General features: G+C 72.7%; 12 protein-coding genes. 8 read left to right on the top strand and 4 right to left on the bottom strand.

Annotated features, from left to right (window positions below; genetic code table 11):
* Window positions 1–8 precede the first annotated feature (8 nt).
* A complete protein-coding gene (locus GXW83_RS07705) occupies window positions 9–764 on the bottom strand; it encodes a pirin family protein (protein WP_182442173.1) in 756 nt (251 codons plus the stop codon).
* A 235-nt stretch (window positions 765–999) separates the two neighbouring features.
* On the opposite strand from GXW83_RS07705, the gene GXW83_RS07700 reads away from it, so the two are divergent.
* The 6 genes from GXW83_RS07700 (at window position 1,000) to GXW83_RS07675 (ending at window position 6,851) form a co-directional block, all read left to right on the top strand.
* Window positions 1,000–2,196, top strand: coding sequence for a CdaR family transcriptional regulator (locus GXW83_RS07700; RefSeq protein WP_182447159.1), 1,197 nt, complete (start codon window positions 1,000–1,002; stop codon window positions 2,194–2,196).
* A gap of 103 nt (window positions 2,197–2,299) precedes the next feature.
* Window positions 2,300–3,244: an ACP S-malonyltransferase gene (locus GXW83_RS07695; RefSeq protein ID WP_182442171.1), complete on the top strand. Its 945-nt coding sequence runs from the start codon at window positions 2,300–2,302 to the stop codon at window positions 3,242–3,244.
* Window positions 3,241–4,305 (top strand): beta-ketoacyl-ACP synthase III, encoded by a 1,065-nt coding sequence (locus GXW83_RS07690; RefSeq protein WP_182442169.1) that lies wholly within the window; start codon window positions 3,241–3,243, stop codon window positions 4,303–4,305. Before GXW83_RS07695 ends, GXW83_RS07690 begins: the two co-directional genes overlap by 4 nt.
* Before the next feature lie 90 nt (window positions 4,306–4,395).
* Window positions 4,396–4,638, top strand: a complete 243-nt coding sequence (locus tag GXW83_RS07685) for an acyl carrier protein (protein ID WP_182442167.1) — start codon at window positions 4,396–4,398, stop codon at window positions 4,636–4,638.
* Between the two features lie 155 nt (window positions 4,639–4,793).
* On the top strand, window positions 4,794–6,059 hold the full coding sequence (gene fabF, locus GXW83_RS07680; protein ID WP_182442165.1) for a beta-ketoacyl-ACP synthase II: 1,266 nt from the start codon (window positions 4,794–4,796) through the stop codon (window positions 6,057–6,059).
* Window positions 6,060–6,212: 153 nt separating this feature from the next.
* Window positions 6,213–6,851: a TetR family transcriptional regulator gene (locus GXW83_RS07675; protein WP_182442163.1), complete on the top strand. Its 639-nt coding sequence runs from the start codon at window positions 6,213–6,215 to the stop codon at window positions 6,849–6,851.
* A gap of 96 nt (window positions 6,852–6,947) precedes the next feature.
* On the opposite strand, the gene GXW83_RS07670 is transcribed toward GXW83_RS07675, so the two are convergent.
* The 3 genes from GXW83_RS07670 to GXW83_RS07660 form a co-directional block, all read right to left on the bottom strand.
* The gene (locus tag GXW83_RS07670; protein WP_182442161.1) at window positions 6,948–8,936 is read right to left on the bottom strand and encodes a protease pro-enzyme activation domain-containing protein; all 1,989 of its coding nucleotides are present in this window, start codon (window positions 8,934–8,936) and stop codon (window positions 6,948–6,950) included.
* 451 nt (window positions 8,937–9,387) lie between these two features.
* Complete coding sequence (locus GXW83_RS07665; RefSeq protein WP_182442159.1) at window positions 9,388–9,882, bottom strand: DUF3145 domain-containing protein; 495 nt, start codon at window positions 9,880–9,882, stop codon at window positions 9,388–9,390.
* A 304-nt stretch (window positions 9,883–10,186) separates the two neighbouring features.
* Window positions 10,187–11,209 (bottom strand): NADP-dependent oxidoreductase, encoded by a 1,023-nt coding sequence (locus GXW83_RS07660; protein ID WP_182442157.1) that lies wholly within the window; start codon window positions 11,207–11,209, stop codon window positions 10,187–10,189.
* Between the two features lie 195 nt (window positions 11,210–11,404).
* On the opposite strand from GXW83_RS07660, the gene GXW83_RS07655 reads away from it, so the two are divergent.
* Window positions 11,405–11,833 (top strand): MarR family winged helix-turn-helix transcriptional regulator, encoded by a 429-nt coding sequence (locus tag GXW83_RS07655; protein ID WP_225447451.1) that lies wholly within the window; start codon window positions 11,405–11,407, stop codon window positions 11,831–11,833.
* A gap of 128 nt (window positions 11,834–11,961) precedes the next feature.
* A complete protein-coding gene (locus GXW83_RS07650; RefSeq protein WP_182442154.1) occupies window positions 11,962–13,335 on the top strand; it encodes a glycosyltransferase 87 family protein in 1,374 nt (457 codons plus the stop codon).
* Window positions 13,336–13,436: the final 101 nt, after the last annotated feature.

Below are 13,436 nucleotides of genomic sequence, written 5' to 3'. Positions count from 1 at the left end.
CCCACGGTTCAGCCGTGGCGCAGCGGGGAGTGCATCTCCCACAGCAGCGCCTCGACGCCGCCCGGCCCGGCCGTGGGCTGGTGCGGCTCGGCGTCGCCGGTCATCCGCAGGCTGTCGCCCGGCTCCAGCTCCCGGCCGACGCCGTGCGGCCCGGGCCGGGTGCGGAAGCCGAAGCCGCCGCGGACCACGTGCAGGTAGCGGTAGGGCGCGGCCGGGAACGCCGGCAGCTGCTCGTACGCGCCGGCCCGGACCAGGTGCAGCACGGCGTCGCCGCGGCGCAGCTGCCCGGCCCCGGCGAGCACCGTCGTCCCGTCCACCACCTGCCGCAGGCCGTAGCCGGGCTCGGTGCCGAACTCGTCCGGCTGGAGCCAGAACTGCAGGAAGCGCACCTGCTCCCGGGCGCCGCCGACGTTGGCCTCGCGGTGCTGCACGCCGCTGCCCGCGCTCAGGAGCTGGACGTGCCCGGGGCGCACCACGGTGGCGTGCCCGCGGTCGTCGCGGTGCGCCAGCGCGCCCTCGACCACCCAGGTGACGATCTCGGTGTCGCGGTGCAGGTGCCGAACGAAACCGGCGCCGACCGCCAGCGTCTCCTCGTTGCAGGCCAGCAGCGCGCCGAAGTGGGTGTTGGCCGGGTCGTAGTGGCCGGAGAAGGAGAAGGCGTGCCGGGTGTCGATGCCCGGCTCCGGCTCGGAGCGGTAGCGCTCGGCCGCCCGGTGGACCGTCAGGGCGGACTGCGGCGGCTCCGCCGTGTGCTGCTCGTCCATGCCGCAGACGCTACCGTGCGCGGCGGCTGTGACCGTTGCCACGCACCGTCGGCGCGCTGCCCGGCGCACACACGGCTCCCGGTAGGGCAGGCTTAAGGCTGTGCCAGCTGCCCCGAAGAAGTCCGCCTCGAAGTCCGCCTCGAAGCCTGCGGCGATCTCCGCCGACGGGCAGCCGCCGACGCCGCCCGGCGAGCCGGCCGACACGCCGCGCCGGGGGTCGCCGCGCGGCACGGCCATAGAGCGGCGCACCGCCGCCGAGCGGGCCGAGCGCCACGCCGCCACGCTGAAGCGGCTGGAGCGCGCGGCCGGGAAGCTGTCCACCGCGGCCATCGCCCGCATGGACGAGAACCTCTCCTGGTACCGCAACATGCCGCCGGAGCACCGCTCCTGGATCGGCCTGGTGGCGCAGGCCGGTATCGCCGCGTTCACCGAGTGGTTCCGCCACCCGGAGGCCCCGCAGGCGATCAGCACCGACGTCTTCGGCACCGCGCCGCGCGAGCTGACCCGGGCGGTGACGCTGCGGCAGACGGTGGAGATGATCCGCACCACCATCGAGGTGGTCGAGGAGGCCATCGACGAGGTGGCCTCGCCCGGCGGCGAGGACGGCCTGCGTGAGGCCGTGCTGGTGTACGCCCGGGAGATCGCCTTCGCCACCGCCCAGGTGTACGCGCAGGCCGCCGAGGCGCGCGGCGCCTGGGACGCCCGGCTCGAGGCGCTGGTGGTCAACTCGCTGCTGTCCGGCGACGCCGACGAGGGGGTGCTCTCCCGGGCCGCGGCGCTGGGCTGGGGGTCGCCCGATCGGGTGATGGTGGTGATGGGCAGCGCGCCGTCCGGCGACAGCGAACTGGTGGTCGAGGCGATCCGCCGGGCCGCCCGGCACGCCAAGCTGCACGTGCTCACCGGGGTGCTGGGGGCGCGGCTGGTGGTGGTCGTCGGCGACGGCGGCCGCAAGCCCGACCGGGTCTTCGACCCGGTGCCCGCCGCCCGCTCGCTGATCGGCCAGTTCGCGGCCGGACCGGTGGTGATCGGCCCGACCGTCGGCGACCTGCTGTCGGCGACCCGCTCCGCGCAGGCCGCCGCCGCCGGGTTGAAGGCGTGCGCCGCCTGGCCGGACGCGCCGCGCCCGGTGCTGGCGGACGACCTGCTGCCGGAGCGGGCGCTGGCCGGGGACGCGGCCGCGCGGCGGCAGCTGGTCGAGGAGATCTACACGCCGCTGGACGAGGCCGGTTCGGCGCTGCTGGACACCCTCTCCGTCTACCTGGAGCAGGCGTCCTCGCTGGAGGGCGCGGCCCGGATGCTGTTCGTCCACCCCAACACCGTGCGGTACCGGCTACGGCGTGTGACCGATGTCACCGGCTACGCTCCGTCGGACGTCCGTTCGGCGTTCACCCTGCGGATCGCCCTGGCCCTGGGACGACTCCAGGCGGGGTGAACTGCGCAAACGTACCGCTGTAGAGACTCCACAACTGAAGCTGCGGTTCTTCGTCTCCCTCCCCACCCGCGCCCGGTGCTCCCGGCGAGAGAAGGTTGGTTTCGTGCTCGTTATCGTTGCTCCCGGACAGGGCGCCCAGACGCCAGGATTCCTCGCTCCGTGGCTGGAGGTCGACGGTGTGGCCGACAGGCTGCACTGGTGGTCCGCCGTGGCCGGGCTGGACCTGGTGCACTACGGCACCGAGGCGGACGCCGAGGCGATCAAGGACACCGCCGTCGCCCAGCCGCTGCTGGTCGCCGCCGGGCTGACCGCCGCCCTCACGCTGTTCCCGGAGCCGCAGCAGCTGGGCCGGGTCGGCGCGGTCGCCGGGCACAGCGTCGGCGAGATCACCACCGCCGCCTTCTCCGGCGTGCTCTCCGCCGAGTCGGCGATGGCCTTCGTCCGCCAGCGCGGCCTGGCCATGGCCGGTGCCGCGGCCGAGATCGCCACCGGCATGTGCGCGGTGCTGGGCGGCGAGCCGGACGAGGTCGCCAAGAAGATCGCCGAGCACGGGCTGACCGCTGCCAACAACAACGGCGGCGGCCAGATCGTCGCCGCCGGGACGCTGGAGCAGCTGGCGGCCTTCAAGGAGGACGGCCCGGCCAAGAGCCGGATCGTCTCGCTGTCGGTCGCGGGCGCCTTCCACACCGAGCACATGGCGCCGGGTGTGGAGCGGCTGGCGCGGATCGCCCCGGGCGTGCCGGTGGCCGCCCCGGCGACCGCCTACCTCTCCAACGCCGACGGCCAGGTCCTGGACTCCGGCGAGCAGGTGCTGGCGCGGCTGGTGTCGCAGGTCTCCAACCCGGTCCGCTGGGATCTGTGCATGGAGACCCTGGAGCGCCTGGGCGCCACCTGCGTCATCGAGGTCCCACCTGCTGGGACGCTGACCAACCTGCTGAAGCGGAACCTCAAGGGGGTGGCTACGCTCGCCCTGAAAACTCCGGCAGACCTGGACAGGGCCCGTGAGCTGATCGCCGAGCACGCCACACCCGAGGGGGTAGTCGTATGACCGCAGAGCCTTCCGACGCGTCGGAGTCCGTCGACGTACCCCGGATCACGCCGAGCACCGGCGCGCCGTACGCGCGCATCATGGGCGTGGGCGGCTACCGCCCAGTACGGGTGATCCCCAACGCCGAGGTACTGAACTGGATCGACTCCTCGGACGAGTGGATCCGCACCCGCAGCGGCATCACCGAGCGCCGCTGGGCCGGGCCCGAGGAGACCGTCGCGGAGATGTCCGTGCAGGCCGCCAGCAAGGCCATCGCCCAGTCCGGGATCGCCCCCGAGCAGGTCGGCGCGGTGGTCGTGGCCACCGTCTCGCACCTGAAGCAGACCCCGGCCATCGCCACCGAGATCGCCCAGCGCCTGGGCTGCGGCACCGCGCCGGCCTTCGACATCTCCGCCGCCTGCGCCGGCTTCGGCTACGGCCTCGCCCTGGCCGACGGCATGGTCCGCACCGGCAGCGCCGAGTACGTCGTGGTGATCGGCGTCGAACGGCTGTCCGACCTGACCGACGTGAGCGACCGCTCCACCGCCTTCATCTTCGGCGACGGCGCGGGCGCGGCCGTGGTCGGGCCGTCGCAGACCCCCGGCATCGGCAAGCTGGTCTGGGGCTCGGACGGCTCGCAGCGGGACGTCATCAGCCAGACCGAGGCCTGGGACACCGCCTTCGGCAAGCCGGACGCGGTCAACGGCGTCGGCGACGGGACCAAGTGGCCGGCCCTGCGGATGGAGGGCCAGGCGGTCTTCCGCTGGGCCGTCTGGGACATGGCCAAGGCCGCGCAGAAGGCCCTGGACGCCGCCGGGATCACCGCCGACCAGCTCGGCGCGTTCATCCCGCACCAGGCCAACATGCGGATCATCGACGCCATGATCAAGGCACTGGGACTGCCCGAAACCGTCCCGGTGGCCCGGGACATCGCGGTGACCGGCAACACCTCGGCGGCCTCCATCCCGCTGGCCATGGAGCGGATGCTGCAGACCGGCGAGGCCAAGAGCGGGGACCTGGCCCTGATCATCGGCTTCGGGGCGGGTCTGGTGTACGCCGCGGCAGTCGTTACCCTCCCCTAGTACACCGCGCACCCCCTGCACGGAGCACAGACGACCGGGGCCCGCATTCCGGCGGGTCACGGAGAGCGCACAACACGAAGGAGTGCCGACATGGCAACCAAGGACGAGGTCCTTACCGGTCTCGCGGAGATCGTCAACGAGATCGCCGGGATCCCGACCGAGGACGTCGAGCTGGACAAGTCGTTCACCGATGACCTGGACGTCGACTCGCTGTCCATGGTCGAGGTCGTCGTGGCCGCTGAGGAGCGCTTCGACGTCAAGATCCCGGACGACGAGGTCAAGAACCTGAAGACGGTCGGCGACGCGGTGGACTACATCCTCGCCCACGCCTGACCTCGGGCCGCGGCCTTCACGCTCGCTTCGGGGCACCTCGTCCGCGGGGTGCCCCGTCCCGTAGCAGTTCCTTCCCTAACCTGGAGTCATCGGCTCCGGTACCAGTTTCTAAGTTCCAGCCTTCCGGGGCATGCGCAGACGTGGGAGACACAGCAGTGACCAACGACAACCGCACCGTGGTCGTCACAGGGATCGGCGCTTTCACGCCGCTCGGCGGCGACGCCGCGTCCACCTGGGAGGGCCTGACCAGCGGCCGCTCCGGCGTCCGCGTGCTGACCGAGGCGTGGGCGGCGGACCTGCCGGTCCGCATCGCCGCGCGCACCGCCGTCGAGCCGGGCGAGATCATCCCCCGGCACCAGACCCGGCGGCTGGACCGCTCGGCGCAGTTCGCGCTGATCGCGGCCCGCGAGGCCTGGGCAGACGCCGGCTTCGAGGTCTCCGCGACCGACGAGGGCTCGGCGGTCGACCCGGACCGGCTGGGCGCGGTCGTCGCCTCCGGCATCGGCGGCGTGACCACCCTGCTCGACCAGTACGACGTGCTGCGGGAGAAGGGCGTCCGCAGCGTCTCGCCGCACACCGTCCCGATGCTGATGCCGAACAGCCCGGCGGCCAACGTCGGCCTGGAGATCGGCGCGCGCGCGGGCGTGCACACCCCGGTGAGCGCCTGCGCCTCCGGCGCCGAGGCCATCGGCTACGCCGTCGAGATGATCCGCACCGGCCGCGCCGACGTGGTGGTGGCCGGCGGCACCGAGGCCGCCATCCACCCGCTGCCGGTGGTGGCCTTCGCCAACATGATGGCGATGTCCAAGAACAACGAGCACCCCGAGCAGGCGTCGCGCCCGTACGACAAGGCCCGGGACGGCTTCGTCCTCGGCGAGGGCGCGGGCGTGGTGGTGCTGGAGTCCGCCGAGCACGCCGCCGCGCGCGGGGCCCGGGTGTACTGCGAGGCCGTCGGCCAGGGCCTGTCCTCGGACGCGCACCACATCGCCCAGCCCGAGCCGACCGGCGCCGGCATCGCCCGCGCGCTGGCCCACCTGTTCGAGTCCACCGGGCTGGACAAGGCCGAGGTGGTGCACCTGAACGCGCACGCCACCTCCACCCCGCAGGGCGACGTCGCCGAGATCAAGGCGCTGCGCAAGGAGCTGGGTGACCACGTCGACCACATTGCGATCTCCGCGACCAAGTCGATGACCGGCCACCTGCTCGGCGGCGCGGGCGGCATCGAGACCGTCGCCACCGTGCTGGCGCTGCACCACCGGCTGGCCCCGCCCACCATCAACGTGGAGGACCTGGACCCGGAGGTCGAGGCCGACATCGTCACCGGCGAGGCCCGCAAGCTGCCCGAGGGCCCGATCGCGGCGCTGAACAACTCGTTCGGCTTCGGCGGCCACAACGTGGTGCTGGCGTTCCGCCGGGACTGACGCCCGCCGCCGTCCAGGGGCCGCCCCGCGCCGCACGCGCCGGGGCGGCCCCTTTTCGGCTCTTTGTGCCGACGGCCGGCCCGGCGTCATGATGTGAGCGTTCGCTCGATCCATCCACGAGGCAGCTGAGGCACGAGGGACGGCGGTGGGGGCATGGCCAAGGCCGGGAGCAGGCGCTCCAGCGAGAGCGCGGGGGCGCGCAGTTCGGCGCAGACCCGGGCGGCGCTGGTCGCCGCGGCCGTCGCGGAGCTGCGGGAGAGCGGCTTCGCCGGGGCCAGTGCCCGGGCGATCGCGGCCCGGGCCGGGTGCAACCAGGCGCTGGTCTTCTACCACTTCGGCTCGGTCGCCAAGCTGCAGCTGGCCGCGCTGGACGCGGTCAGCAGCGCCCGGGACGAGCGCTACCGGGCGATGGTCGCGGCCTCCGGCAGCCTGGGCGACCTGGTCCGCGCCGCCCGCTCGGTCTTCGAGGAGGACCTGGACCAGGGCCATGTGACGGTGCTGGTCGAGATGATCGCCGCGGCCCAGTTCACCCCCGAGCTGCGGCCCGAGGTCGCCGCCCGGATCCGCCCCTGGCGGGCCTTCGCCGCCGAGTCGATCCAGGAGGCGCTGGCGGGCTCCCCCGCCGCCCGGCTGCTGCCGCCGGACGAGGCCGCGCACGCGGTGGTCGCGCTCTACCTGGGCCTGGAGATGCTGGCCAACCTCGAAGGCGAGCGCGGGCCCGCGCTGGCCCTGTTCGACCGGGCCGGCCGGGTGGCCTCACTGCTGGACGTCTTCCGCCGCCGGCGCAGGTGAGCCCGACAGTGCCGGACGACAGGCCGGGGCCCGGCGGGGATCGCTCCCCGCCGGGCCCCGGCGTCGCGCTGTGCTGCTGTGCTGCTACTGCCTGCCTCAGTGCTTCTTGTACGAGTTCAGGTAGTTGACGTTCGGCGAGCCGACGCCGGTGGCGTCGTCGAAGCCGCGGGTGGCCACCAGGCCGTAGTCCCGGCCGAAGGCGACCAGGGCCGCGTTCAGCGAGCCGTCCTGCAGGCCGTTGTCGAAGATCGCGCTGAGCGGGGGCTGGCCCTTCACCGCGGTCTCGTTGACGACGTCGTTGAAGTCCTTGGTCCCGGCCCGGTCGTAGATCTCCGGGTTGGCGAAGCCGAACGGACGGCCGCCGCGCGCCTGGATGGCGTCGGCCTGCAGCGCGGTCCACTCCGGGGAGGAGACGCTGGTGCCGCCGTAGCCGCCCTCGCTGTAGGGGTTGCCGTCGGAGATGCCGACCCACACCGAGGTGAACAGGTCACCGTTCATGGCGACGTCGGGGGTGACGCGCTGGGCGGTGCTGCTGGTCGCGCCGGTCATCAGGGTGTGCGACAGCGCGTCCGGGACGATCCCCTTCTGGTAGAAGGGCTGGGCGAAGTAGTCGCTGGTGCCGCCGCCGCCGCCGAAGTAGAAGGAGCCCGGGAGCGGGTTCCAGCCGGTTCCGGCCGCGTTCAGGGTGGACAGCAGGGTGCCCATGTCCGTCTCGAACTTGTAGTCGCCCTTCTTGTCCGAGATGGCCAGCGCGGTGCCGCCGACGTCGGTCACGAGCGGGTCCGAGGACGGGAATCCGGCCTGGGCCTTGGTCGTGCTCGGGTCGCAGTTGACGCCGGTCGCCGCGGCGCCCGGGGAGTTGTTGCCGCAGTCGCCGGCGGAGAAGTCGAAGCCGATGCCCTCGACCGCGCCCTGCTCGAAGATCTGCTCGTAGGCCGCGATGGAGATGGCCGACTCGCCGTCACCGGCAGCGTTGGAGTACATCAGGCCGGACCACGAGTTGGACACGATGTCCGCGAGGTGGTTGTCGACGATGTCGGCCAGCGCGGCCTGCAGGTCGTTGTCGTTGCAGGAGTTGGCGCCGACGTAGACGACGTCGGCGGCCGGGGCGAGCCCGTGCGACATCTCGACGTCCAGGGCCTCCTCGGGGGCCCATCCGGCCGGACCGCCGCAGGCGGCCTGGCTGTTCCACTGGTCGGGGGTGACCACCTCGGTGTACTGGCCGGCCGCGAACGGCTGGTCGCCGTGGTTGGTCGAGTACTGGTCGGCGTCGGCCAGCATGGTGGAGGAGCCGTAGGCGTCGACGATGGCGATCTTGACGCCCTTGCCGGTCAGCCCGCTCTTGGTGATGCCGTACGCCTGGCGCAGCTGCGAGGGCTGGAAGGAGCACTCGTCGTAGTACGTGTTCTTGGTGTAGCCGGCGGGCGCGCCGGTGACCTTCTTCTGGTCCCAGGAGGTCGAGCAGGTGGGCGTGGGGGCGATGCCCTTCTTCGCCGAGGCGCCGGTGCTCTTGGCGACCTCGCTGACCGGGACGTAGGTCGGCTTGACGGTCGGGGCCGAGGAGGCCAGACCGGAGACGCCGAGCACGACCGAGGAGACCGCGGCCGGGACGACCGCGTTGGTGGTCGGGGCGTGCAGCAGGTGGCCCTTGACGCTGTACTGGTGCAGCGTGGTGCCGAAGGCGCGCTTGATCGCCGCGGCGTCGCCGCTGACCTGGATCTGGTGCTCGCTGCTGCTGGTGATGTGCAGGCCGGCTCCGGTGAGCCAGGTCTGCACGGCCTTGATCTGGGCCGGGGTGGCCAGGAAGCGCGCCTTCGCCTGGGCGGCGGTGAGGAACTTCCCGTAGAGCGCGTTGCCGGGCGTCGACACGGCCATGGCGTACTGCGCCAGGGCGGCGGCGTTCTGGCTCTGGAGGTACACCGTGACACTGGTCTGCGCCGAGGCCGAGACCGCGCCCTTGTCCGCGGCGGCCGTGGCCCAGGAGGGATGGCTGCTCGTGATCACCTTCGCCTGCGGGGCGGGGGCGACGGCCTGCGAGGGCGCGGCGAGGGCGAGGGAGCCCGTGGCCAGCGCGAGAGAGGACACCGCGACGGTGGCTATGCGCGTCCGCCGCCCACGGGAAGACTTGTTTTCGGAAATGACGACTCCTGGAGTGAAGGTCCGTCAGGACAGGGGTGCGAGGCAACCCGTGTGAACGCCCGGTGGGAGCGCACGAGTGATGTGTACACGGGGGGCGAATTCGTGCGCAAGAGCCCGGGGCAAACTGATGGCCTATCTGTCACCACGGCCAGTGGATGCAACACGGCGTTCATCTCGGTGTGATCCTGAGCCCTGCCAGGTGGGACCCCTCAGGACGTTTGCGATCGATTTCCGGAAGGTTGTGGAACGGCTGTCCGAACACTTTCGGGCAGCCCTCGGCGGACGGCGCGCAAGGGCGCCGGATGTCGTCGCCGACGGCCTTGAAGAAGTGAACGCGACGGCGCCGGCCCGCGCCTCATGGCTGACGGGGTGTCATGTACAGCTCGGCCGAAGGGCCTCAGACGACCTGGTGCAGCCAGCGCACCGGGGCTCCCTCGCCGGCGTGCCGGAACGGCTCCAGCTCGTCGTCCCAGGGCTTGCCGAGCAGCCGGGAGATCTCCGCCTCCAGCGGGCCCTCGCCCATCCGGGCCCGCAGCAGCGCCGAGCGCAGCCGGTCCTCCGGGATCAGGATGTCGCCGTGGATGCCGGTGACCGCATGGAAGATGCCGAGTTCGGGCGTGCTGCTGTAGCGCTCGCCCTCGCAGCCCGCGCCGGGCTCCGCGGTGACCTCGAAGCGCAGCAGCTGCCAGCCGCGCAGCGCGGAGGCCAGCCGGGAGGCGGTGGCGGCCTCGCCCTGCCAGGAGAGTTCGGCACGCCAGCTGCCGGGCGCGGCGGGCTGGCGAGTCCAGTCGAGACTGACGCGCGTGTCGAGCACGCCGCCCACGGCCCACTCGACATGCGGGCAGAGCGCGCGCGGCGCGGAGTGCAGGTAGAGAACTCCACGAGTCGTCACCGGGACCTCCAGTGTGGTGCGAGGGGCGCCTTCCCCAGCGGCCTCGTGCCACGTCCGGTCATCCATGCCCGCAGTGACTTCGTGCAAACACTATTCACTCAGCACTATCAACAACCATGCATCAAGCGTGTGGCTGAGGAAACGGTACCGCGCCGGGGACCGCTGTGGGGGGTCGTCCAGCGGAACCACCCGAAAGCACGCACTTCCCGCCCGTACGGGCGGGAAGTGCGTGCATATCAACCCATAAATGGGAACCCTATCCGGCCATGACGCACCATCAGTGACGCGTCGGCTGCAACGGGTGTCAGCCGCCCACGTGCACCAGCATCTTGCCGGTGTTCTCACCGCGCAGCAGCCCGAGGAAGGCGTCCGCGGTCCGGTCGAAGCCCTCGACCACGGTGTCCTCGAAGGTCAGCCGGCCCTCGGCCAGCCAGCCGCCGACCTCGGCCGTGAACTGCGGCTGCAGCGCGTAGTGGTCGCCGACCAGCATCCCCTCCAGCCGCAGCCGCTTGCCGATGGCCAGCGCCAGGTTGCGCGGGCCGGTCGGCGGCGCGGTCTCGTTGTACTGGGCGATGGCGCCGCAGAGCACCGCGCGGCCGTGCAGCCGCAGCGCGCCGATGGCCGCCTCCAGGTGCTCCCCGCCGACGTTGTCGAAGTAGACGTCGATGCCGTCCGGGGCGGCCTGGGCCAGCTGCTGGGCGACCGGTCCGTCCTTGTAGTTGAAGGCCGCGTCGAAGCCGAACTCCTCGGTCAGCCTGCGCACCTTCTCCGGCGAGCCGGCGCTGCCGACCACCAGCGAGGCCCCGCGCAGCTTGGCGATCTGGCCGACGACGCTGCCGACCGCACCGGCCGCGCCGGAGACGAAGACCGCCTCGCCCTCCTTGAAGCCGCCGACGTCCAGCAGACCGGCGTAGGCGGTGAGCCCGGTCATGCCCAGCACCCCGAGGTAGGAGCGCAGCGGCAGCGAGTCGTCCACCTTGACGGCCCCGGCGGCGTCCAGGGTGGCGTACTCGCGCCAGCCGAGGCCGTGCAGCACGGCGTCGCCCACGGCGAAGCCCTCGGCCTGCGAGGCGACCACCCGGCCGACCGCGCCGCCGTCCATGACCGCCCCGAGCCGGAACGGGGGGACGTACGACTTGACGTCGTTCATCCGGCCGCGCATGTAGGGGTCGACCGAGAGGTACTCGTTGCGGACCAGGATCTGCCCGGCGCCGGGGGCCTGCACGGGGGCCTCGACCAGAGCGAAGTCCTCGGGGACCGGCCAGCCGTCGGGCCGGGCCGCCAGGTGCCACTCGCGGCCGGTGCTGGGGAGGTGCTGCTCGCTCATGTCCATATCCTTTAGCTCATCGTTCATTGACCATCTCAAGCAACCATGGAACAGAAAGGTTCACCATGTCAAATATTCAGGTACCCTGAGAGCATGTCGCAACCGCAGGAGCAGCAGCAGGTACAGGTGCGCGAGCCCGTCCCGGGGCAGGGGCGCGAGCAGGAGGACCCGGTCACCCTCGAAGTGGTCGACCTGATGGCCCGCATGGTCGCGCTGTTCCACAAGGAGTACGAGGAGGCCGCCGCCGCCCGCTCGCTCACCGGCGCCCAGGCCAAGGTCCTCGGGCTGCTGCGGCTCGGCCCGCTGCCGATGCGCCAGATCGCGCAGACCCTGAGCTGCGAGCCGTCCAACATCACCGGCATCGTGGACCGGCTGGAGGTGCGCGGGCTGGTCGAGCGGCAGGCCGATCCCGGCGACCGCAGGATCAAACGGGTGGTGGCCACCGAGGCCGGCCGGGCCGCCTCCTCCGAGCTGCGCGCCTCGCTGCACTTCGCCCGCGAGCCGCTGGCCGCCCTCGGCCAGGAGGAGCGCGCCGACCTGCGCGACCTGCTGCGCCGAGTGGTCGACGGCGCGGCCGGGCCGACGACCGGGGGCTCCGCCCGCTCCTCTCATCCGTCCGGATGAACCCCCTACGCCGCACCGGCGAGGAGAGCCACCCCCCGGTGGGGGGCGCACGAAGCGATCAGCCCCGATAGGCTCGGCCGCCGGACGGCCGACACTGGGGGCGGGCGTGAGGGCGGTAGCGGGGGCACGTGGCGGTTGGCAGTGGTGAGCGCAGTGCGGTCGTGCCCGAGCAGGCCGGGGAGCACCCCGGCAGACGCACCGGGGAGCACGCCGAGGGGGTGACCGCCGCGGTACCCGGACGGCTGCGCGCCCTGCTCGGCGACCGCCCCGGGCGGGCGGCGCTGCTGCTGGCGGTGGGAGTGCTCTCGCTGCTGGCGTACGAGACGGTGCGGCAGCTGGAGCACTTCCAGATGGTCGACATGGTCGTCTACCGCGACGAGGGCGAGACCGTCCGGCACGGCCAGAACCTCTACACCATGATCGTCCCGCACTGGAAGCTGTACGCGACCTACCCGCCGTTCGCGGCGCTGGTCTTCACCGCGACCACGCTGGCGCCGGTCCCGCTGCTGCGGGCCGTGGTCACCTGCGCCAATCTGGCCCTGCTCGCCGCGCTGGCCTGGCTCTCCTTCCGGCTGGTCGGTTGGCCCCGGCAGCGCAGCCGCCCGCTGGCGGTCGCCCTGGCGCCGCTGGCGGGCGTCTGGCTGGAGCCCGTCTACACCACCCTGCGCTACGGGCAGATCAACCTGCTGATCGTCTGCCTGGTCCTGGCCGACCTGAACCGGCCGGACCGGGCCCGCAGCAAGGGCCTGCTGATCGGCATCGCCACCGGGCTGAAGCTCACCCCCGGCGTCTTCGGCCTCTACCTGCTGCTCACCGGACGCCCCCGGGCCGCGCTGGTCTCCTTCGCCGGGTTCGCCGGGACGGTGCTGTTCGGCTGGCTCGCGCTGCCCCAGGCGTCCTGGAGCTTCTGGACCGACTACCTCTACGACTCGCACCGGGTGGGCGCGACCGGGATCGTCGACAACCAGTCGCTGCGCGGGGCGCTGGCGCGGCTGCTGCACGAGCACAACCCCAACCTGTCCTGGGTCCTCGCCGCGGGCCTCACCGCCGCCGCCGGGCTGGCCGTCGCCGCCCGGACCGCGCGCGTCGGCCCCCGCCTGCCGCGCGCCGACGCCTGGGGCGCGGTCTGCGCGGCGCTGACCGCGCTGCTGGTGTCGCCGATCAGCTGGACCCACCACTGGGTCTGGTGCGTGCCCATCCTGGTGCTGCTGGCGGCCGAGGCCGCCGCCGAGCAGGCCCGCCCGCGCGCGGCCCGCCGACTGCGCTGGCGCCCGCTGCTCGGCCTGGGTCTGCTGGCCTTCGCCGGGTACGGCATGTGGCTGGTCCCGCACCGACTCCCGCAGGACAGCCTGCATCTGGCGCTGTGGCAGCAACTGCCCGGCTCGGTCTACCCGGCCTTCGGCCTGCTGCTGCTGGGCGTCGCCGTCGTCCGCACCGCCCGGCGCCGCCGCCGGGAGGAGCCCCCGCCACCCGCGCCCGCAGCGCAGGAGAGATCCAGATGATGGAACCCGCCGCGCGAACGGCACCCCTCACCAGCTATGCTGCGGCGAGTGGCCCATCAGTGGGCCACTCGTGCTGATGTACGACGATCAGTCAGAATGAT

It is taken from the genome of Streptacidiphilus sp. PB12-B1b, assembly GCF_014084125.1.
GTDB lineage: Bacteria > Actinomycetota > Actinomycetes > Streptomycetales > Streptomycetaceae > Streptacidiphilus.
The sequence above is the reverse complement of the archived record's forward strand: the minus strand, read 5'-3'. Positions and strand labels throughout refer to the sequence as shown.

Excerpts from the sequence above, each read along its gene's own strand:
- GXW83_RS07705 (WP_182442173.1), bottom strand. The coding sequence starts at position 764 with ATGGACGAGCAGCACACGGCGGAGCCGCCGCAGTCCGCCCTGACGGTC.
- GXW83_RS07690 (WP_182442169.1), top strand. The coding sequence starts at position 3,241 with ATGACCGCAGAGCCTTCCGACGCGTCGGAGTCCGTCGACGTACCCCGG.
- GXW83_RS07685 (WP_182442167.1), top strand. The coding sequence starts at position 4,396 with ATGGCAACCAAGGACGAGGTCCTTACCGGTCTCGCGGAGATCGTCAAC.
- GXW83_RS07675 (WP_182442163.1), top strand. The coding sequence starts at position 6,213 with ATGGCCAAGGCCGGGAGCAGGCGCTCCAGCGAGAGCGCGGGGGCGCGC.
- GXW83_RS07660 (WP_182442157.1), bottom strand. The coding sequence starts at position 11,209 with ATGAGCGAGCAGCACCTCCCCAGCACCGGCCGCGAGTGGCACCTGGCG.
- GXW83_RS07655 (WP_225447451.1), top strand. The coding sequence starts at position 11,405 with ATGGCCCGCATGGTCGCGCTGTTCCACAAGGAGTACGAGGAGGCCGCC.